The sequence below is a fragment of the Pontibacter rugosus genome (assembly GCF_042678745.1).
Classification (GTDB): domain Bacteria; phylum Bacteroidota; class Bacteroidia; order Cytophagales; family Hymenobacteraceae; genus Pontibacter; species Pontibacter rugosus.
Map to the genome: position 1 here is coordinate 1 of NZ_JBHTLD010000083.1, position 19,017 is coordinate 19,017.

Here is a 19,017-nt window from a genome sequence, read left to right on the forward strand (position 1 = left end):
CGCGCTTTGCCTTTAATGATACCACATGTATGTTCTATTAATCTACTATTACACCTATTAGAGTGCAATAGTTGTTATGAAAGATTCCTAAAAATAAGTTAATTACTGGCACTAACCCGAAGCACTGCAAGTACAGACTTATTTCCCCTTTTCTAATTGCCATTGCAGCAATTAGAAAAGGTTCAAAGGGGGAATCCGGCCTTAAAAGGAATAAAATGCCCCTGCCATTAAAGACAAAATTTTAAACAATTTGCATACTTAATTTTCTTCAAGCTTCCTGTAAGCAACGCTCCTCATTCACTCCAGAACCACCGATTCGTTCTACCGTACAAGGCTCTGCACCCTCCCATTCAATTTTAAATTTTAAGACATGATAAAGTATGTTATTGCCATACATGGAGGTGCTGTAACCTTAGACCGAGATAGCGTTAGCAAAGAGAAAGAACAGCATTATCGCAAAGGCTTACAAGAGGCTTTGGAGGCAGGAAATGCCGTTCTGAGAGAAGGCGGCAGTGCCGTAGAGGCTGTTACTGCGGCTGTAGTGGCTATGGAAAACAACCCCGCTTTTAATGCAGGCAAGGGTGGCAACCTGAATGTACACGGCGAAAATCTATTTGATGCTTCCATTATGGAAGGCAAAGAGCTGAAGATAGGCGCTGTGGGAGCCGTTCAGCATGTTAAAAACCCAATAAAACTCGCCAAAGCTGTTATGGAGCACTGCAAGCACAACTTTCTGGTGGTGGATGGCGCGAAGGAGTTTGCAATAATACAAGGCCTTGAACTAGAGAAGCCTTCTTACTTCACAACAGAAGAAAACCTGAAAGACTGGCAACAGAGCATCCCCGAAAACTACTCTACTGAACATGACACCGTAGGGGCAGTAGCCCTGGACCAGAACGGCAATATGGCCGCTGCCACCTCTACCGGAGGTTTGAAAAACCAACTAAAGGGGCGCATCTCCGATAGCCCAATTATCGGCGGAGGTACCTACGCCAACAATGATGTGTGTGCGGTAAGTTGTACAGGAGAAGGCGAAGTAATTATGCGCGGTGCGATAGCCCATGAAGTATACGCACTGGTAAGATATGCCAAAGAAGACTTACAGGCTGCCTCAGATAAAGCTGTAAGGATGCATGAAAAGCATTTAAAGGTGATATTGGGCTTGTTTCTGTAGATCCTGCAGGAACTGTAGCATACGCTTTTAACACTAACATGATGAAGCGCGGGTATAGTATAAACGGGGAAACACCTGCCATTGCACTATGGGATGATGAAAGCCTGTAGCGCACCAAAATTAAACTCTGACGCACTGCAGTCAATGTACAGGTGCTTTAAAAGTCAGCTTAACAAGCTTGTGTAAACCAGCCTTTACTACCTTTATAGTGACAGCTTTCAAACTAATACTTCCTGTTTTTGTTACTAGTATAGTAGCTTTTACCACTTACAGATGAAGATTGATATGAGTAAACAAAAAATAAAAATAGACATCGTTTCAGATATTAATTGCCCCTGGTGCTATATCGGAGAGCAGCGCCTGCACAAAGCAATAGCCGCTGCCGAGGATAAGTATGAATTTGAGATTAGCTTTAAGCCTTTTGAATTGAACTCAAGCATACCGCAGGAAGGTGTTGACAGGCTGGAGTATTTTAAAAACAGCTATGGCCCATCCATTATCAACCAGCTGGATGCTATAAACCAACGGCTGTCTGATGCCGGTGCCGAAGAAAATATCCTATTCAACTTCGATAATCTTACCAGAGTTAATAACACGTTTAACGGCCACCGGCTGATCTGGCTGGCTGGCACGTACGGTGTGCAGGAAAAAGTAGCAAATGCTCTTTTCTACAGCTATTTCACAGACGCTAAAAACATGAACGACACTGCGCTGCTAACTGAAATAGGTATAGCCAACGGTATTCCGGCAGAGAAGCTGGAGGGCTTTTTTGAAGGAAATGAAGGTGCAAGCGAGGTACGTGAGCTGGAACAATGGGCACACGCTGCTGGCATTACGGGTGTGCCGGCCTTTGTTATCAACGAAAAATACCTGGTGAGCGGAGCTCAACCTGCCGAAACGTTCCTAAATGTGTTTTCAGAGGTAGCTCCCCAAGCACCTAAATTTGAAGAAGTAACTTCTCAAGGCAACAGCTGCGGAATAGAGGGCGACTGCTAGAGCTTTTACTGTAGGACAAAGTATAAAAGGCCGATCAAACACCCGGCCTTTTATACTTATCGCTTTTAATCTATAGCCAAACAATAGAAATACGCCTTATTTCTGCACCTGTCAAGGGTAGCGCAAGACTAGCAGATGCAGGAGTATACTTACCGTAGCTTGTCTCTATAAATCGCAGAATTCTACAAATCATACCCCACTGGTTGCGGCTTCTTTGTATTTCATCTGTATAGATACGGGATATAACATCAATCCGTAGCTGCCCGCCCTCCACCAACGTATAGACATGCAAAGCAATTCAGCAGGAAATCATTAATGTTCATTTTCTGCCATAGAGAATGCAAGACAGAGGAGGGCTCCTAGTGCTCGATCAATTTCGTCTTTTGAGCTAGCAATTTTACTAGAAAACCTCTTTAAATATTCTTCCGAATCATTTCTAATCCATAATTTGCCGCAGCACTCAACCCTACTCAGCTATTTTAGTTCGATTACCTAACTATTTAAACTGATGCATTTTATAAATGACTTTCTAGTTTGTGCCTGATCACACACTTAATAAGGCTACCTTATCTATAAATATAAAACTTATCATTTCTCCTACAGCTAAGCGGAAGCCTTCATTACTCCTCTTTATCGAATTAATACGCATTAAAAAACCCGTATTTATTCATGTCTTTGTCTAAAATAAATTGTGCTAATTTTAGTTTTGCGAATCAGTTTGGCAGTTTCAAAGAGGGATAGAAGGACATATATGGTAGATAAGGTAACTGATACATTAGAAATGCTTGAAGGCCTCGTGAGAGATGGTAAAATACCGTCCTTCTCTGTCTCTATAGGAAATAAAAGCCTTCGAGTAAAGGCTGACAACAGCAACGAAGTCAGAACTATACCCTTGAGGGATGAAATATATGACTCCCTGCACACTTACTTTTATGGTGTAGAGAATATTGCATATAGGTCGCACGACTACTCAAGCCTGAAAAGCTTTATACATGCCCGTATTATGCTTGATAAGATGCTAAATCAGGAAGAGGGCCTGTAATGCTCTTTTAGTATAAATCACTGCCTTGCAGGTATACTATAAGATCCAGTTTGAGCTCTTTTAATGTCTTCGACTTCTATAACTTATCAAACACAATCAGCCTTACTATTATACTCATCCCTGCTCTTCAACTGACCTTGACATGCTTAAAGGTTCATCAGTCGTTTCTGAACTTGGGTGCAGGTTTTGTGTTTCTGATACGATACGGCCCAGGTCAGTCAGGATGCTCCCGATATCCCGCAGCGTTGCTGGCGGACTTACGCTGTGCAGATCATTCAGACAGCCCTCTTGAGCTGACAGAGCTTGCGTCACAGCGTTTTCCAGGTTCTTTTGATTTACCTCTGATTCATAAACAGCCAATTGCCCGAATGCTGCAATACAATTTGCCGTAGCCTCCATTGTCTGTTTAAGCTGCTGAATAAAAGCCTGCTCCGGTACAAGGTGTTGATTTGTCTGTAAATCGGCTAAACTCCTGCGGATGCCCCGTATCTGAATGGTGATACTTTCCAGTTGCCGGATGCTTTTAGCTAATTGGTTAAGCCTCTCCCGCTTATGCGTCAGCAGGGGGTTATACTTCAGGCTTTGCTCCGCCAGATCTAACCCCTTCCTGCATTCAGCAGCTTCTTTAATGAGGGCATCTACTTCGGAGCGGCCAGTTTTTCTTCTTGCACCTGAAACGTCCAGCAGCGCAGTTAAATTAGTTAAAGTAGCCGCAGATAACTTGCTAAAAGCAATGATGCTCCTCTCCACATCCGGGACGGCATTTTGTGGAATGATAAGCGCATTGGTTAACACGGCTATGGCAGATCCTACGATGGTTTCAAATATCCTTTCATAGGCATAGCCTTCTCTGGCCTGCCCAAAGGCAAGAACTAAAAGCGAACTGACAGCGACCTGTGATATAATCTGTGGATTCATCCGAAGCAACTTGGCTATCCCCATTCCTATCAGAATGATAAAAAAGATTGAGAATACCCCAACCTGAAACCAATGCCCCAGCAACATACTGATCAGCACACCACCAATTATTCCCACAATGCGCTGCGTGGCTTTGTTTACCGAGTCTGCCACCGTAACCTGTACCGTGATAATAGCTGCAACAGCAGCGAAATAAGGATAGTCCGAGTGCAGCAGACTGCTGGCCACAAACCAAGAAAGCGAAGCTGCAAAGGCTGTCTTAAATATTTGTAAGGTTAGCCCGAATTTAGCTGGTATGTCTGTTATGCTGCTCACAAGATAGTTTTACTACCCGCGCGCTTTTAGGTTAGCATTTACTATGCAGCTCAGCACTATCTTAAATCACCTGTTCAAGTTTATTGCATCAATCTGAGGAACTTTCAGCATCAGATCAATGCCCGTCATGTTATTTCAGAGAGAACGACTTCTTAAAAGCAGAAAGCAGGCAGCACTTAGTCTTCTTGCCCAGCTAATACAGTCCGAACAGCGCTGTCAGCTTCAGGCGGTTCGTTTAGTATTAGCAGTTTGCATCTAAAGCTCACTTTCTATTTATAAAGGCAATACATGCACTAGTGGCTTACTCCCCAGCTTTCCCGGCTGAGGAGCATGAAAGGCATATACCTATTCGGATAGCCCATTACCCTTTCTTCTGCATTCTTGAAAGCACTTCACCCTCATTCAAATCACTCCTGCTCAAGCAACATTCTTTGGCTTACTACCTTGAATCTGATGGCATTCAAAGTCATTTGTAACTTCAAAAATATATTGCTATTCCTTTTGCGAGTAAGTATGGCTACAGGTATAAAATATAAATAAAGCCAATATATTTAGCTTTTATTATTCTTGTTTACGTATTTGCTAAAAATATTAGCTAAATCTATATTTGTTGGAAGTATGTGTAGAGCAAAAGTTATTCCCCTGAGTCCGCTGCAGTTGGAGCATCTGGATTTTGATTATCTGGAAAGTATAAAGATACCCTTTTTCGCTTCTTATATCTCAGCAGGTTTTCCCTCTCCTGCTGATGACCACATGGAGGAGCGCATTGACATTGGTAAACACCTTATACAAAACCCGACTTCTACTTATATGATGCGTGTGAAAGGCACTTCTATGATAGATGCAAACATTCATGACGGCGATATACTGGTGATTGATAAGTCTCTGAAGCCAGCAGACGGCTTGCCGGTAGTATGTTTTTTAGATGGCGAGTTCACCGTTAAAACCTTTAAGCGGATAGGCGATAAAGCTTTCTTGGCACCAGCCAACCCTGCTTATGAACCTATAGAGCTAACAGAAGAAATGGATATGAGAATTTGGGGTGTTGTAGCGTGGGTGCTGCATAAACCGGTGAAGCAATGACAACCTTATTTGCCTTGTGCGACTGTAACAACTTCTATGCAAGCTGTGAAAGAGTGTTCAACCCGGCTCTTAACGGAAAGCCAGTGGTAATTTTGAGCAATAACGACGGGTGCGTAATAGCCAGAAGCAACGAAGCAAAAGAACAAGGAATACAGATGGGCGAGCCATACTTCAAAATCAGAAATTTGGTAGAGAACAAGCTTGTAGATGCCTTCTCATCAAACTATGTGCTGTACGGAGACATGTCTGACAGGGTAATGCAAACGCTCTCCCAGTTCACCCCAAACCTGGAGGTATACTCAATAGATGAATGCTTTCTGGACTTAAGCGGCTTTTCCAGCACCAACCTGCTCAACTACGCATGGGAGATAAAGCAAACGGTGCACCAATGGACAGGCATACCAGTTAGCCTAGGTGTCGCCCCTACAAAGGCGCTGGCAAAGTTGGCAAACAAACTTGCCAAGAAGTCCTCCAAGGCAAATGGTGTGTTGGTGCTCACAAACCCATTCCACATCAGGAAAGCGTTGGAAGCTACAAAAATTGATAACGTATGGGGTATTGGCAGACAATATGCTACGTTCCTTAAAAAGCGAAACGTACACACGGCCTACGATTTCACGCAATTGTCAGAGAACTGGGTAAGGCAGCACATGACTGTAGTCGGAGTAAGACTGTTAAAAGAGCTGCGAGGGGAGTCTTGCCTTGACTTAGAAGACGTGGCCCCGGCCAAGAAAGGGATCTGCACGTCCAGAAGTTTCGGTGCCCGAGTGAATACTTTTGAAGATCTGCAGGAAGCTACGGCATCGTATGCAGCAAGATGCGCCAGAAAATTGCGTCAGCAAAAAAGTTGTGCCAAGGTTATTACCGTCTTTGTTAACACCAACCAGTTTTCCGAGCGCGACAGCCAGTACCACGCCAGCAAGACCATCTGTATGCCTGTTGCTACCAGCTCTGACATGGAGCTGACCCAATATGCTATTATTGCCTTAAAAGCCATATACAGGGACGGGTACCTCTACAAAAAGTCAGGAGTGTATGTGACCGACATTGTACCGGAGAACCAGATTCAGTATGATTTACTTGACAAGGTGAACAGAGATAAACATTCTAAATTAATGGGAGTGATAGACAACCTCTCTGACAGATTTGGCAGAAGCAAAGTAAGAGTGGCGACTCAGGGCTTTAAAAATACCTGGCAGTTGAAGAGTGACTTCAAATCGCCATTTTATACTACCAAATTAAATGATATACCAACCGTCTATTTGCGATAACCCTAATTAGATGTTCTTCACTTAGATAATTTAGGACAAAACCTTTAATTCAACATTCTTTGGTTATAAAACCTGCGCTCAAGTCCCCCACGGTAGTAGTCTGCAAAGAACGATTTACCTACTTCACTTATTCATTATTGATGAATTCACAAATAAAGCACCTTTGAGATGAGGCTTTTTCCCTGTTGACAACTCATCTGTGTTGTTATAAAAATACCAAGATAGGCCAACGCAGTAGAATCACAGCATAGCAATGCTTGCAATAAAAATATCCTTTCTTATCTTTATTGTTGCCTTTATAACAAGACCTATACTTCCTATTAAAATGAATACACTTACCAACGACAGCATGCACGGGTCTATCTTCATGTTTCTGAAGCGGTACGTGGAGAACAGCATGAACTACAGCGCCTGGGTTAACATCCTGCACAGTGAAGGCCTGTCCCAGCGTGCAGAAGAGCCTTACCAAATGAACCAGGTATACCCAATAAGTGAACTCTTTGCCATCATGTCAGCCGCATCTCTACAGAAGGGCATTCCCTATGATGAGATTCAAATGGAGTTTGGTGAGTTTTTGGTTCCTGACTTGCTACTGGTGTTCAAGCGCTTTGTAGACCCTTCCTGGAGGACCTTTGACATGCTCAGAAACATTGGCTCCCACATGCACGGCGGCATTAAGCAGGAGAACGACAAAACCAATCCACCACCCCTGCATGTAACAACCATTGGTAACAGGCTTCTGATCATCGACTACCACTCCAAACGCCGGATGGCTGGCTTTGCTATCGGCATCATTAAGGGTCTTGCAGCCTACTTTCAAGAGGCAGACCGGGTATTAGTACAGCCAACCACAGAACCTAATGCCGAACGGGTGCAGATAAGGGTGGAGTTTTTATAACGGCAGGGAGAAAGACCAGCAGCTTTTAGGTGTAAGGCAGCAGCCAAGCTATAAGAGTACTAGAGTACATAGCTATGGGAGAAGTACATTAGCTTAACCATACCTTGAGCTATAAATCTTCACTTCTGTTTTGCCAACAGCAAGTGAGTAGCAAGAGCTATATGCTTTCCCTTAATAAACGGACTGGTGTAGACGATGTGCAACATATAGCCGCTTGATTTCTCTCAACAACACCCAAAGAAATATGGCGCAGGAAGGAGAAGCTGCAGGATTAAGGCAAACAAAAAAGGCCTTCTACATAACGTAAAAGGCCTCTTTTAGCAGAGAGTGAGGGATTCGAACCCTCGATACCCTTTTGAGGTATACACACTTTCCAGGCGTGCTCCTTCAACCACTCGGACAACTCTCTATTCTGGTGCAAATATACGCTTTTCTGATTTACATCTGCAAGTATGGCACGTTATACTTAAAGGGTAATTTCGCCACGCAGGTTTTGTTCCAGCAATGCCACGCGCTCACGCCAGTTTAAATCCTGCCCCAGCACATACATTAGTTTGGTGATAGCGGCTTCCGTTGTAATGTCAGCTCCTCCTATTACCCCCATATCCAACAGATACCTGCTAGTTTCGTAATTCCCTTGGCGCACCATACCCTCGTCACACTGCGATACATTCAAAATCAGCACATCACGCTGAATAGCCTGTTGCAACAGATCCAGCAGCCAGGCAGAGGTTGGGGCATTGCCAGCACCAAAGGTCTCTAACACCACTCCTCTTACTCCGGGGGCTGCCAATATACTTTTAACTACCGCAGGGGTTATACCCGGGAAAAGTTTCAGGATGGCCACATGGTCATTGAACTTGTAATGCACTTTGAAAGGGCGATCGCTGTGTTGAGCTATAGCGCTCCAGAAGTAATCTATGTTAACACCAGCTTTGGCCAACGATGGATAATTCTCCGATTTAAACGCACTGTACTGGCTGCTTTCTACTTTTTTGGCCCGATTACCACGCAAAAGCTGATTATGGAAGTAGATGCAAACCTCTGGCACCACACTTTTTCCATCCACCTTAGTAGCAGCAATCTGTAGCGCAGAGATCAGGTTCTCTCGCGCATCTGTCCTTACGCGACCAATAGGAACCTGTGCGCCTGTAAAAATAACCGGCTTTTGCAGGTTCTCCAGCATATAACTTAGCGCCGAAGCACTGTAAGCCATGGTATCTGTCCCGTGCAAAATCACAAAGCCATCGTATTTTTGGTAATTCTCCTCTATCAGGCGAGCCATGGTCTGCCAATCGGCCAGTGTTACGTCCGATGAGTCGATGGCAGGCTCTACGCTTACCACCGTTAACAGAAAGTTGAACTGGCGCAGCTCAGGAACCTTCTGTATAATCTGGCTGAAGTTGAAAGGCACCAGGTGCTTGTGCTCTTCGTCGAACACCATTCCGATGGTACCACCCGTGTATATGATAAGTATGGAAGCCTCCGGGTTCTCCGGCGCAGCGGTGTCAATGTCTACTTTTACTATTTCCATGGTTATAGTTTAAAGAGGTTGAGCGCATTGGCCGTAGTCTTCTCAGCTACTTCGCTCAAGGATTTCTCCATTAAGTCGCCAACGCGTTGGGCAATCAGGGGCAGGTAAACAGGCTCGTTGCGTTTGCCGCGGTGCGGTGTGGGAGCCAGGTACGGGCAGTCCGTTTCCAGCACCAGGTCATCAAGCTGCAGGTGCGGCAGCACTTTGTCCATGCCGCCGTTCTTAAAGGTGGCAACCCCGCCTATACCCATCAAAAAACCAAGCTCTTTTACTTTCTCAGCCTCCTCCAGGGTGCCGCTAAAGCAATGAAATATGCCTGTAAGCGTGCCATCCTGGGCGGCTGCCACAATCTCATAAGCCTCGTTAAACGAATCGCGGGTGTGCAGCACAAGAGGCAACTGGTACTTTTTGGCCAGCTCTACCTGCACCCTCAGCGCCTCCTGTTGTTGTGGGAGAAAGGTCTTGTCCCAATATAAATCTATACCACACTCTCCTACAGCGGCGAACGTATGCTTGCTCAGCCACTCCTCCACCAGGTATAGCTCACGCTCAAAATCCTTATCTACCGAAGTCGGGTGCAGGCCCATCATAGGGATACATACCCCCGGATACTTCTCCTCCGCCTCCAGCAAAGCATCAATAGAAGTATGGTCGATGTTGGGCATGTAAATTCTGCTAACCCCCTCCTGCTGCGACCGCTCTACGGCCTCGGCCCTGTCGGCGTCAAACTTCTCTGAATATATGTGTGCGTGCGAATCGATGAATGTCATGAATCAACTAAATTTTAATGTAGATCAAAACAACCAAAGTAGTAGTGGTGCTGTTTCGGGGCGCAAGTTAAGAATTTAATTGCTGAAGGGCAGGCTCAGGCTAATCATGCTCTTACCACTTTCAACAAAGTATACTTACGTTCCTAATATTTTCTCCCTTTCCAGTTCATTTTCAGCGGGAGGAAAAAGTAGAATATGAGCACAACCGAAGACACGATCAAGTATAGCTCGAAAAGCGGATACATCCAGAGCACAACGCGGTGGCCAAGCCGGCGGAGGCAAATGTGCAGGAACACGCTTTGCAGGAACAGCTTAAACAGAAAGATGCTAAACATCACCCCAACAGAAGTATAGGCAAAGAACGGCAGCAGCACCGGGTAATACGCAGAGTGAAGTATAAGGATAAAAGCCATGTAAAAGGGCAGGTGCATGGAGCCGCGCATCCAGCGTTTGCGCTGGTGCAGAAAAGCCTTAAAACTCTCTGCTGGTGTAGAGAGCGCCATCACCTCAGGGCTGTAGATGTTTTTGAATCCCCAGCCACGCTTCAGCACCTGGTTGAAAATGGCAATGTCTTCGGTAATCGAGAACTCTATCCCCTCAAAGCCTCCCACCTGTTCATAAGCCTCGCGCCTGAGCAGCATGTTATTTCCCATGGTGGTTACAGGTTTGTTCAGGTCCGAGATCACCTGCATCATACCAAGTGCATACAGCCAATCCATTGCCTGTAGCTTGGCAAAAAAGCTGTTTCCTTCTATGGTGGTAATGCCGGTAACTACACCAACCTCCGGCCTCATGGCAGCAAGCAAGGCTTTGATCCACGAAGGCGGCACCACAATATCGGCATCGGTATAGAAGAAATAGTCAGTGGTAGCGAGTTTAGCCAAGTGTGCCAGCACATTTGCCTTGCCTTTAGCCTTCCCTATATTTTGGGTGATGGTGATGCAGGTATAGTTGGACTTGTTACGAATAAAATCATCTACAACAGCTCGTGTAGCATCGGTAGAGGCATCATCACCGATCAGCACTTCCACTTTGTCTTTAGGGTAATCCAACTGCTCCAGGGCATGCAGGCACCGTAGTATAGTATGCGCTTCGTTGCGGGCGGCAATAAGTATACTGATGCGTGGCAGCTCTTTAGGTGCTGTTGCATAATGCTGCCTGTTGAGCACCAGCAAGCACAGCAGAAAAACGAAGAGGGTGAAGTAAAGTATAAAATAGGCTATGGATACAATCATAAAGTCTCGAAAGTATAGCCCAGGCTGCTAAAATGCTCTAAAAAGCGCGGCAGGACATACATCATGTTTCTTTTGGCTTTGAGGCTGTCGTGAAATACGATAATGCTGCCGCTTTGGGTATACTTAATGGACTTTTGCAGGCACTTTTCTGGAGAAAGGCTCTGATCGTAGTCGTTGGTAAGCACATCCCACATGATAATTTCGTAAGATGGGTTTAACTGCTTTCCCTGCTCTTTGGTAATGCGGCCATACGGCGGGCGGAACAGTTTCTTTTCTGTCTGCTGCAGCCTCTCCACCTCCTGCTGACACTGTGCTGTATTGCCAAGGTATACTTCAAGCGGGGTTTTCCAGCCTTTTAGGTGGTTGTAGGTATGATTTGCCAGCAAGTGCCCCTGCTCCACTATTTGTCGGGCTATACTGGTGTTTGTGCTAATATTTTCGCCAACACAAAAAAAGGTAGCCTTCGCTTCATACTTGCTTAGCTGCTCCAGCACCCAAGGCGTTACCTCCGGGATGGGACCATCATCAAACGTAAGAAATAACTGCTTGCCCTTCACTTCACGGTGCCAGGTATAGTTTGGCAGCAGCTTTTTCAGGAGCCATGGTGTTTTATAAAAGCGAAGCACTTGGGAATGATTATTCGTTTATGGTTGATGACTGTTCGTTGGTCGAAGGAGTCTGAAGTACAGCTCAGTTGTAGCTACTATTCTTAGGGGCAGCTTCGGGGTTGCACATGCTTGTAAGCTACATCTATCAATTTGTACACTCTAACATCCGCTACAATTCAATCATTCGCTTAACCACTCCTTCAAAATTACTTAAACCGGCAGGACAGCAGCGTAATGTCATCGCTAAACGTGGACTGCTCATTGTACAGGTTTATCTCACGGAGCAACTGCAGGTGCAGCATCTTAGAGCTCAGGTAGCGGTTTCGTTGAAGAAAATCGATGGTGCCTTCGATACCAAATTCTGCCTCGTCCTCATCAAACACCTCCGTAAGCCCATCGGTATAGCATACCACTATCGAGCCTTCCGGAACATGCACCTTGCCCACATTCATAAACGGCAGCACATCAAACACACCCAACATGGTGCAGCCATCATTCAGCAGGTAGTGCGAGTTATCCTTGTAAAGAAGGATTGGGGCATTATGGCCAGCGTTTACATAGCTCAGTTCACGGGTTTTACGGTTATAGACAGCTACAAACGTAGTAATAAATTTCTCTGCAATCGCGTTTCTATAGATCAGGTTGTTCAGTTCCGACACCACAGTATTTAGGTCCGACGTCTGGCGAAGTATGGTTCTGAGGCCTGCCTGAAAGTTTGACATCAGCAGTGAAGCAGGTACACCCTTGCCAGATACATCTGCCACGCAGAACAGAAACTGGTCTGCATCGATCTCTACGAAATCATAATAATCTCCCCCGATAGAAGAGTGCGGGATATAACTCGCGTGTATGGTAACGTCCTTGTCGTTTGGCAGGCTTTTCGGGAACAGCATCGTCTGCACCTCACGGGCAATCTCAATCTCCCTACGTATCGACTCCTGCGCCAGCCGCTGCCTTGCCATCTTGTGGTTCTCGATAGCTACCAGCATGATGTTACTGATGGTCTGCACAAAATTCAGCGCATCCAGGTTGTTGTAGTACGACTGTAGCTTTCCGATCATTACAAATGCCAGCACTTTTCCGTTGTGCAGCACCGGAATCACGATATCAAAGCAGCGCCACTTCTTATCCACTTTAAGGGTAGAAACCTTGGTGATTTCCTTTACCCCTAAAATCTCCTTCGGCAAAGTCAGCTTTGTAAAATCCTGGTCTGTACCCGCTGAATTGATCACACAGGCCCAATCCTCATCATGCACGTATAGCACTAACCGGTGAATCTGTAATTGCGCCAGTAATGTAAACCGGTAGATCTTGTACAGCGCGTTCTCAGGGAGGTTAGCGTTAATTGCCTGTGTAATCTCAAGCAAAGCCGTTAACTCCAACTTCTTCAGGTTCAGCTCCTGCTGCGGTTTCTGTGATGTATTATCAGACATTAGAAATCTGGATTTTAGGGTCGTAAGCATCGCGCAGGCCGTTCCCCAGCAGGTTAAAGGCCAGCACCAATAAACTGATGCAAATACTAGGTAAAACTACTAAAAAAAGACCAGCCTTGGCACCAATCAGCTGAAAACCTTCGTTCACCATCATCCCCCACGATGGCGCCGGTGGCTGCACACCTAAGCCTAAAAAGCTTAAGCCAGCCTCGATAAGTATGGCCGAGGCAAAATTGGCTGTCGCAATAACAATTAAAGGCCCTATCATGTTTGGCAGCAAATGCCGGAAAATCACCTTATACTGTGGCACACCTAGCACTTGGGCTGCCTCCACGTAGGTTTTCTCTTTTAGGCTGAGGATCTGGCCGCGCACTACACGCGCTACTTCCACCCACATGGTAAGCCCCACGGCCACAAAAGCGACCCAAACTCCTTTGCTGTCCAGGGCAAGGCTAATGGCAATCACCAGCATAATACTTGGCACCGACCATACTACCGTCATTAAAAACAGCATAAGCTTATCTACCCAGCCACCAAAATAGCCTCCGGTTGCCCCAATCAGTACCCCCACTACCAGCGAAATCAGCACCGCCACGAAACCAATTCCTAATGAGATGCGGGTACCAAGTATAAGCCTGCTAAGTACGTCGCGACCCGCTTTATCTGTGCCTAACAGAAAGGTTCTATCAGAAATATAATCATCCTCAATGATTGTCTTAAGACTCTCTTTATCAGATGATACTAAATTTTTACTCAAGAGTTTGTTTAAGTTAAAAACACGCTCCTGATCAGCCAGTGCATTATTGCTGCGCAGCGGTTGCACCACCAGGCTATCTCCCCTGAAGGCGTAGCTTTCGATGGGCAGCTCCAGGTAGTCGGCAGGCTGCCCGAAAAGCACCAGTTCCAGCACATTCACATCTTCGGCTATACCCACAGCCTTTGGCATACGCAATACCTGAGTAGAGAAGCCCGGTTGCTTCTTCTGAATCTGCACAAGCCCATTGTTGGCATTCGGAGTGCTATCGGGCATGATGAGGTAGCCCAGCAGCGCCACCACTACCGACAGCACAATCACCGCTAAACCAAACATGGCCGGTTTGTTCTGCAGCAGGCGCTGACGAATGTAATACGAAGGCGGCCGTGAAACAGGCGCTGCTTTAGTGATGGTGGCCATTTAGATAGAGTTATGTGCCACCAGCCCGGCCTTGGTGGCCAGAAAGAAATAATCCTGGTAAAGCTGACCGAAGTCGTCAGCATCATAATCATGCGCTGTATCCTGGTCTGGGTATAGAATTTTAACGTAGCCCTGCTGCAGGAGCGACTGCAGGCCTAAAAGAAGCTCCTCTTCAGGAAGAGAGAGGGTGTTTTTAAGATCTAGATAAGAGGTCACGAAGTATAACTCGTCCAGAATATCGAATTCGTTTTCAGTCATGGGGTTCTAATGGTTCGGCCTTTCCAGCTATAGCGCCCGAATAGGCCATAAATAGCAGTAAAAACTACGTATGGAATATAAACCAGCTGTAAAGGCAATATGTACAAAAGATATCGCTTTTTGCCCATAAAGCTGAGTATTGAGTTTAAAAATAATAAATCGATGCCAAACTTGATAAGGTAAGCGAATAAAAAGGCTTTTAGGGCGAGGCTACCCCAGAGCACCAGGGGCAACGCCAGGAACAGCAGAAAGTTTACCATAAAGGCACACAGCGCCACCAGCTGCACCTGCAGGCTTTGATAAGACTTCCATTTGCTAGCCCATCTTACACGTTGTTGTACAAAGGAAGTCAGCGTTTTACGCGCCAAAGTATAAACAATAGCTTTATTGTTTTTCAGGAATTTTACTCTCCCCGGGAAAGCTTTATCCACTTTGTGCAGCAGAAACTCATCATCACCACTGGCAATGTTTTCGTTACCGGCAAAGCCATTCACCTGCTGGAATACATCTTTGGTATAGGCCAGGTTTGCCCCGTTGCACATGTTAGGGCTATTCATTGCTATAGAAGCTCCGCCTACCCCTATCAAACTGGCAAACTCAACAAGCTGCATGCGCTCAAAATGAGTAGGTGTAGGATCAAAGCAAACAGGACCGCTTATAAAGTATGGCTGCTCCGTTTCGAAAAGATGGGCATACTCCCGCAGCCACTCCGGCTCAACCCGGCAGTCGCCGTCTGTGAGCACAAGCAGGGTTCCCTGCGCCTCTCCCACTCCTACCTGGACTGCAGCTTTCTTGCCACCTTCCTTAACATAATCATTCAACTTAAGAACCTTATAAGAAAGCTGGGAAGTACGCACGTGCTGCTGTACCTGCTCCAGCGTACCATCATCTGAGTGGTCATCTATTACCAGAACCTCTAGCAAATGCTGTGGATATTTCTGATGTTCTACATCTGAGAGTAATTTTATAATTCGCTCATACTCATTGCGAACAGGTATGATAACAGATATTTTAGTTGAAGGCATAAATGTCGATGGCACACTGGTTTCCGGCAGCTTCTGCCAGGCCAGCCAGCGACGAAGCATAACCCAGCCATACCATAGCAGCGAGAGTGATAACAGCCAAGTCATACCGTTACACGTTTACGGTTCAGGCGCAGGCGCAACACAAATAGCAGACCTACTGCACTAGGCACGGCAATATTGAGCAACCAAAGGCTAAGGCTGGCACTAAGCACCTGCAGGCGCTCCTGCCCCAGCAAACCGAACAAGTACATAGCCGACAGCTCCCGCACACCTAAATCAGACAACAAGCTGACAGACGGTACTACAGATTTCAGAAAAAATGTACCTGACACCCCGCTTATATACTGTAAAGGAGTTAGCCGTACCTCAAACAACACCAACAGCATGACAAACTGCATTAGAAAAACTGCATACCGCCCCAAAGAAAGCCATAGCAGCCTCGTCATCTCTACAGAATTATAACTGCCCATTATAGCTAAGTATGGCACAAAAGAACGAAAAGGTTTGATGGCAGCCACCACCGCTACCATAGCTTTAGCATTGTAAAGCAGCAGCAGCATGAGGCAGCACAAGGCCACCAGCAGTGCCACCAGGCTCATAGCCACACCAGGATAAGACCTCCAGCCAAACACAAGTATAAAGTACAACAATCCGCCAGAGCCCGCCAGCACAGTGGCTACCAACTGGCAGAACCTCCCTATAAAAATGGCCCCGATCGCTTCCAGCCGCTGCCGGCTCTTCAGCTCCAGTACCCGTCCTGCATAGTCGCCCAGCCGGTTTGGTGTGATGAAGCCTAGGGTAAGGCCAACCATTACGGAACGGTAAGCCCGCAGAAAAGAAATCGGCTCCAGCTTCTGCCCCAGCAACTGCCACTTGCGCGCCTCAAATCCCCAGTTAACAGGAATAAGCAGTGCTGTAAGTATAAACAGATAACTTAGCGGGCGCTGCACTGCCTGGCGCAGTATTTCGCCCCAGCTTAACAAAGTATCTGGTGCTGTAAAAATAGCCTGATGCAGCAGAAACAGGGTTAGCCCTACTACTATACCTTTGCCGAGCAGCAAAAGGAATTTATTGTTCTGTTTGATGTTCAAGATAATGTCTAAATTTGCACCTTCATGGTTTACTCTTCTGCACTTCCGCCCAACAAATTAATTCTTGGCATCGACCCTGGCACACAGATTATGGGCTACGGCCTGATAGAAGTGACTGGCTCTAAGGTTCAAGTGCTACAGTATGGCGTTATCAACCTTAAAAGCTATAGCAATCACGCCATCAAGTTAAAGAAAATATTCGACCGCATGATACAGCTTATCGATGAGTACCTCCCCGACGAGCTGGCTATTGAGTCGCCTTTCTTTGGTGTGAACGTGCAGAGTATGCTGAAGCTGGGCCGTGCGCAAGGTGTGGCTATCGCCGCTGCTCTCTCCCGCGATATTCCGTACGTGGAGTACGCCCCCAAGAAAATAAAGCAATCTATCACCGGAAACGGCAATGCCTCTAAAGAGCAAGTGGCCAGTATGCTGATGCAGATTCTTAAGATACAGGAGGCTCCTAAGCTACTCGACGCAACGGATGCACTTGGTGTTGCGCTTTGCCACCACTACCAGAAAGGTAATAATGCCAAACAAGGTGGTAAGTCCTGGAAGAGTTTTTTAACGGATAACCCGGATAGATTAGCGGGTAAGTAGTGGTGCCGCCGCTGGCGCAAGTCTTAAGCCTTTTTCTGGCGCAAAAGTCCATTTGTGCCTCTAGCTGCCCCAGCTTATACTTCCATAACGTCTCCCGCTGGCGCTAGCTTGCAGCTAGTGCCTATCATGGGTAGAGCTTTCAGCTCTACTGGCTCGCAGAGCCATACCTATACAGACTCGGCCGTATTTCCAAAGCATTTGCTTGCTGTGGTTTGAAACAAGCTATCTTTTCTAATGTCCTGTTCATCCTCCAGCTCCCAAACACCTAATGTTTCACCTTCTACTTTGGAGCGCTCACAGCCGCGAGGCCCCGTTCTCGGGCATCGCGCTGTGCAATTGAAGCTGCTCCGGGGGTAGGGGCCCTCTACTCGCTCCGCTGCGGGCTGCCCTTACGGGCACCGCATCAATTACAAGGCGCTCAACCCAAGGACTGAGATCAGTCAGATAGCCAAAGTTGACGGAGCTTCTCACGTTTTGTAGGGATAGTGGTGACTTGTCCGCGCTATACTTTATACTTGCTCTTCAGCAGCGTAGGCTCGTCACTTAGGAGCAAGCGTGATTGGCTAACATCACACCCCCTCTTTCAACAAAAAAAAGCCGGCGCTTCTACAGCACCGGCTCTCTATTTCTTCATCCAGATGTTTTTAAGGAGCCTGATAAGCTTCTCTGATTTTGCTGGCTACTTCTTCAAACTCTTCTTTGCTGAACTGCTTTTTGTTGGCAAAGTTCATGTCCTGCATGTTGTTAAGCGGGATGAGGTGCACGTGCGCGTGTGGCACCTCAATGCCTACCACAGCCACGGCAATGCGTTTGCAAGGCACCACCTTTTCTACAGCAGCGGCTACTTTTTTGGCAAAGGCCATCAGGCCCAGGTACAACTCATCGTCCAGGTCGAAGAGGTAATCTATTTGCTGCTTCGGTATTACCAGTGTATGGCCTTTAGTGGTAGGGAACACATCCAGAAAGGCAAGGTAGCGATCGTCTTCTGCTATTTTATAGGCAGGTATCTCTCCGTTAACAATCTTGGTGAATATCGAAGCTTCCATAGTTTAGCGGCTTATTTCTAAAATCTCAAATTCAAGTTTACCAGCTGGTACCGTTATCTCGGCTACATCACCTACTGATTTGCCTAAAAGGCCTTTACCGATTGGAGACTTTACAGAGATTTTGCCAGAAGCAAGATTTGCCTCTTCTTCGGCCACCAATGTATAATCAACGATCATGTTGTTTTTCAGGTTCTTGATCTTCACCTTAGAAAGGATCAATGCCTTACTGCTATCAAGATTTGACTCATCGATCAGGCGGGCATTGCCTACCACTTCTTCCAGCTTAGAAATTTTAAGTTCCAGATGGCCTTGAGCGTCTTTGGCTGCATCATATTCAGCATTCTCACTCAAGTCACCTTTGTCACGGGCTTCGGCCAGTTGGCGCGCTACTTCAGAGCGGCCTTTGGTTTTGAGCTCTGCCAACTCTTCTTTCAGCCTTTGCAGCCCTTCAGCAGTATAATAATTGATGTTGCTCATTGTATGATTCTCACGTTTTGAAACACAAAAAACAAAAAGAACGGTTATGGCGTGCATAACCGTTCTTTTTGC

At 46.3% G+C, this 19,017-nt stretch carries 19 protein-coding genes and 1 tRNA gene; 7 read left to right on the top strand and 13 right to left on the bottom strand.

The window, feature by feature from the left end; all coding sequences use genetic code 11:
• The first annotated feature begins 370 nt into the window (after positions 1 to 370).
• The 3 genes from ACFQ2O_RS10520 (at position 371) to ACFQ2O_RS10530 (ending at position 3,212) form a co-directional block, all read left to right on the top strand.
• Positions 371 to 1,174 carry an isoaspartyl peptidase/L-asparaginase family protein gene (locus ACFQ2O_RS10520; protein ID WP_377527032.1) on the top strand — a complete coding sequence of 268 codons (804 nt, stop codon included), beginning with the start codon at positions 371 to 373 and terminating at the stop codon, positions 1,172 to 1,174.
• Between the two features lie 285 nt (positions 1,175 to 1,459).
• Positions 1,460 to 2,170 (top strand): DsbA family oxidoreductase, encoded by a 711-nt coding sequence (locus ACFQ2O_RS10525; RefSeq protein WP_377527036.1) that lies wholly within the window; start codon positions 1,460 to 1,462, stop codon positions 2,168 to 2,170.
• A gap of 751 nt (positions 2,171 to 2,921) precedes the next feature.
• Positions 2,922 to 3,212 carry a hypothetical protein gene (locus ACFQ2O_RS10530; RefSeq protein WP_377527039.1) on the top strand — a complete coding sequence of 97 codons (291 nt, stop codon included), beginning with the start codon at positions 2,922 to 2,924 and terminating at the stop codon, positions 3,210 to 3,212.
• 114 nt (positions 3,213 to 3,326) lie between these two features.
• On the opposite strand, the gene ACFQ2O_RS10535 is transcribed toward ACFQ2O_RS10530, so the two are convergent.
• Complete coding sequence (locus ACFQ2O_RS10535; protein ID WP_377527042.1) at positions 3,327 to 4,445, bottom strand: FUSC family protein; 1,119 nt, start codon at positions 4,443 to 4,445, stop codon at positions 3,327 to 3,329.
• A 618-nt stretch (positions 4,446 to 5,063) separates the two neighbouring features.
• Between ACFQ2O_RS10535 and ACFQ2O_RS10540 the strand changes: the two genes are divergently transcribed.
• The 3 genes from ACFQ2O_RS10540 (at position 5,064) to ACFQ2O_RS10550 (ending at position 7,697) form a co-directional block, all read left to right on the top strand.
• On the top strand, positions 5,064 to 5,528 hold the full coding sequence (locus ACFQ2O_RS10540) for a LexA family protein (protein ID WP_377527045.1): 465 nt from the start codon (positions 5,064 to 5,066) through the stop codon (positions 5,526 to 5,528).
• Positions 5,525 to 6,799, top strand: coding sequence for a Y-family DNA polymerase (locus ACFQ2O_RS10545; RefSeq protein ID WP_377527048.1), 1,275 nt, complete (start codon positions 5,525 to 5,527; stop codon positions 6,797 to 6,799). The genes ACFQ2O_RS10540 and ACFQ2O_RS10545 overlap by 4 nt, the downstream gene beginning before the upstream one ends.
• 325 nt (positions 6,800 to 7,124) lie before the next feature.
• The gene (locus tag ACFQ2O_RS10550; protein WP_377527052.1) at positions 7,125 to 7,697 is read left to right on the top strand and encodes a heme NO-binding domain-containing protein; all 573 of its coding nucleotides are present in this window, start codon (positions 7,125 to 7,127) and stop codon (positions 7,695 to 7,697) included.
• A gap of 321 nt (positions 7,698 to 8,018) precedes the next feature.
• Here ACFQ2O_RS10550 and ACFQ2O_RS10555 read toward each other — a convergent pair.
• The 10 genes from ACFQ2O_RS10555 to ACFQ2O_RS10600 all read right to left on the bottom strand — a co-directional run bounded on the left by ACFQ2O_RS10555 (position 8,019) and on the right by ACFQ2O_RS10600 (position 16,825).
• Positions 8,019 to 8,106: transfer RNA gene (locus ACFQ2O_RS10555), tRNA-Ser, on the bottom strand.
• Positions 8,107 to 8,163: 57 nt separating this feature from the next.
• Entirely contained in the window at positions 8,164 to 9,231 is a 1,068-nt protein-coding gene (locus tag ACFQ2O_RS10560) for an asparaginase (protein WP_377527056.1), read from the bottom strand.
• A gap of 2 nt (positions 9,232 to 9,233) precedes the next feature.
• Positions 9,234 to 10,001: a TatD family hydrolase gene (locus tag ACFQ2O_RS10565; RefSeq protein WP_377527059.1), complete on the bottom strand. Its 768-nt coding sequence runs from the start codon at positions 9,999 to 10,001 to the stop codon at positions 9,234 to 9,236.
• Positions 10,002 to 10,144: 143 nt separating this feature from the next.
• Positions 10,145 to 11,236: a glycosyltransferase gene (locus ACFQ2O_RS10570; RefSeq protein ID WP_377527062.1), complete on the bottom strand. Its 1,092-nt coding sequence runs from the start codon at positions 11,234 to 11,236 to the stop codon at positions 10,145 to 10,147.
• Positions 11,233 to 11,862 (bottom strand): polysaccharide deacetylase family protein, encoded by a 630-nt coding sequence (locus ACFQ2O_RS10575; protein WP_377527065.1) that lies wholly within the window; start codon positions 11,860 to 11,862, stop codon positions 11,233 to 11,235. The genes ACFQ2O_RS10570 and ACFQ2O_RS10575 overlap by 4 nt, the downstream gene beginning before the upstream one ends.
• 188 nt (positions 11,863 to 12,050) lie before the next feature.
• Positions 12,051 to 13,277 carry a GAF domain-containing SpoIIE family protein phosphatase gene (locus tag ACFQ2O_RS10580; protein ID WP_377527069.1) on the bottom strand — a complete coding sequence of 409 codons (1,227 nt, stop codon included), beginning with the start codon at positions 13,275 to 13,277 and terminating at the stop codon, positions 12,051 to 12,053.
• Positions 13,270 to 14,451, bottom strand: coding sequence for an ABC transporter permease (locus ACFQ2O_RS10585; RefSeq protein WP_377527072.1), 1,182 nt, complete (start codon positions 14,449 to 14,451; stop codon positions 13,270 to 13,272). The genes ACFQ2O_RS10580 and ACFQ2O_RS10585 overlap by 8 nt, the downstream gene beginning before the upstream one ends.
• A complete protein-coding gene (locus tag ACFQ2O_RS10590) occupies positions 14,452 to 14,709 on the bottom strand; it encodes a hypothetical protein (protein ID WP_377527075.1) in 258 nt (85 codons plus the stop codon). It abuts the gene before it with no gap.
• Positions 14,706 to 15,839, bottom strand: coding sequence for a glycosyltransferase (locus ACFQ2O_RS10595; RefSeq protein WP_377527078.1), 1,134 nt, complete (start codon positions 15,837 to 15,839; stop codon positions 14,706 to 14,708). Before ACFQ2O_RS10595 ends, ACFQ2O_RS10590 begins: the two co-directional genes overlap by 4 nt.
• Positions 15,836 to 16,825: a lysylphosphatidylglycerol synthase domain-containing protein gene (locus ACFQ2O_RS10600; RefSeq protein WP_377527082.1), complete on the bottom strand. Its 990-nt coding sequence runs from the start codon at positions 16,823 to 16,825 to the stop codon at positions 15,836 to 15,838. Before ACFQ2O_RS10600 ends, ACFQ2O_RS10595 begins: the two co-directional genes overlap by 4 nt.
• A gap of 24 nt (positions 16,826 to 16,849) precedes the next feature.
• Here ACFQ2O_RS10600 and ruvC point away from each other — a divergent pair, with 24 nt between their 5' ends.
• Complete coding sequence (gene ruvC, locus ACFQ2O_RS10605; protein ID WP_377527085.1) at positions 16,850 to 17,422, top strand: crossover junction endodeoxyribonuclease RuvC; 573 nt, start codon at positions 16,850 to 16,852, stop codon at positions 17,420 to 17,422.
• 644 nt (positions 17,423 to 18,066) lie between these two features.
• Here ruvC and ACFQ2O_RS10610 read toward each other — a convergent pair.
• Both ACFQ2O_RS10610 and greA read right to left on the bottom strand, forming a co-directional pair.
• Positions 18,067 to 18,468, bottom strand: coding sequence for an HIT family protein (locus ACFQ2O_RS10610; RefSeq protein ID WP_377527088.1), 402 nt, complete (start codon positions 18,466 to 18,468; stop codon positions 18,067 to 18,069).
• Positions 18,469 to 18,471: 3 nt separating this feature from the next.
• Positions 18,472 to 18,945 carry a transcription elongation factor GreA gene (gene greA, locus ACFQ2O_RS10615; protein WP_377527091.1) on the bottom strand — a complete coding sequence of 158 codons (474 nt, stop codon included), beginning with the start codon at positions 18,943 to 18,945 and terminating at the stop codon, positions 18,472 to 18,474.
• Between the last annotated feature and the right edge of the window lie 72 nt (positions 18,946 to 19,017).

Excerpts from the sequence above, each read along its gene's own strand:
- ACFQ2O_RS10520 (WP_377527032.1), top strand. The coding sequence starts at position 371 with ATGATAAAGTATGTTATTGCCATACATGGAGGTGCTGTAACCTTAGAC.
- ACFQ2O_RS10525 (WP_377527036.1), top strand. The coding sequence starts at position 1,460 with ATGAGTAAACAAAAAATAAAAATAGACATCGTTTCAGATATTAATTGC.
- ACFQ2O_RS10530 (WP_377527039.1), top strand. The coding sequence starts at position 2,922 with ATGGTAGATAAGGTAACTGATACATTAGAAATGCTTGAAGGCCTCGTG.
- ACFQ2O_RS10540 (WP_377527045.1), top strand. The coding sequence starts at position 5,064 with ATGTGTAGAGCAAAAGTTATTCCCCTGAGTCCGCTGCAGTTGGAGCAT.
- ACFQ2O_RS10545 (WP_377527048.1), top strand. The coding sequence starts at position 5,525 with ATGACAACCTTATTTGCCTTGTGCGACTGTAACAACTTCTATGCAAGC.
- ACFQ2O_RS10550 (WP_377527052.1), top strand. The coding sequence starts at position 7,125 with ATGAATACACTTACCAACGACAGCATGCACGGGTCTATCTTCATGTTT.
- ACFQ2O_RS10560 (WP_377527056.1), bottom strand. The coding sequence starts at position 9,231 with ATGGAAATAGTAAAAGTAGACATTGACACCGCTGCGCCGGAGAACCCG.
- ACFQ2O_RS10565 (WP_377527059.1), bottom strand. The coding sequence starts at position 10,001 with ATGACATTCATCGATTCGCACGCACACATATATTCAGAGAAGTTTGAC.
- ACFQ2O_RS10570 (WP_377527062.1), bottom strand. The coding sequence starts at position 11,236 with ATGATTGTATCCATAGCCTATTTTATACTTTACTTCACCCTCTTCGTT.
- ACFQ2O_RS10580 (WP_377527069.1), bottom strand. The coding sequence starts at position 13,277 with ATGTCTGATAATACATCACAGAAACCGCAGCAGGAGCTGAACCTGAAG.
- ACFQ2O_RS10585 (WP_377527072.1), bottom strand. The coding sequence starts at position 14,451 with ATGGCCACCATCACTAAAGCAGCGCCTGTTTCACGGCCGCCTTCGTAT.
- ACFQ2O_RS10590 (WP_377527075.1), bottom strand. The coding sequence starts at position 14,709 with ATGACTGAAAACGAATTCGATATTCTGGACGAGTTATACTTCGTGACC.
- ACFQ2O_RS10595 (WP_377527078.1), bottom strand. The coding sequence starts at position 15,839 with ATGACTTGGCTGTTATCACTCTCGCTGCTATGGTATGGCTGGGTTATG.
- ruvC (WP_377527085.1), top strand. The coding sequence starts at position 16,850 with ATGGTTTACTCTTCTGCACTTCCGCCCAACAAATTAATTCTTGGCATC.
- ACFQ2O_RS10610 (WP_377527088.1), bottom strand. The coding sequence starts at position 18,468 with ATGGAAGCTTCGATATTCACCAAGATTGTTAACGGAGAGATACCTGCC.
- greA (WP_377527091.1), bottom strand. The coding sequence starts at position 18,945 with ATGAGCAACATCAATTATTATACTGCTGAAGGGCTGCAAAGGCTGAAA.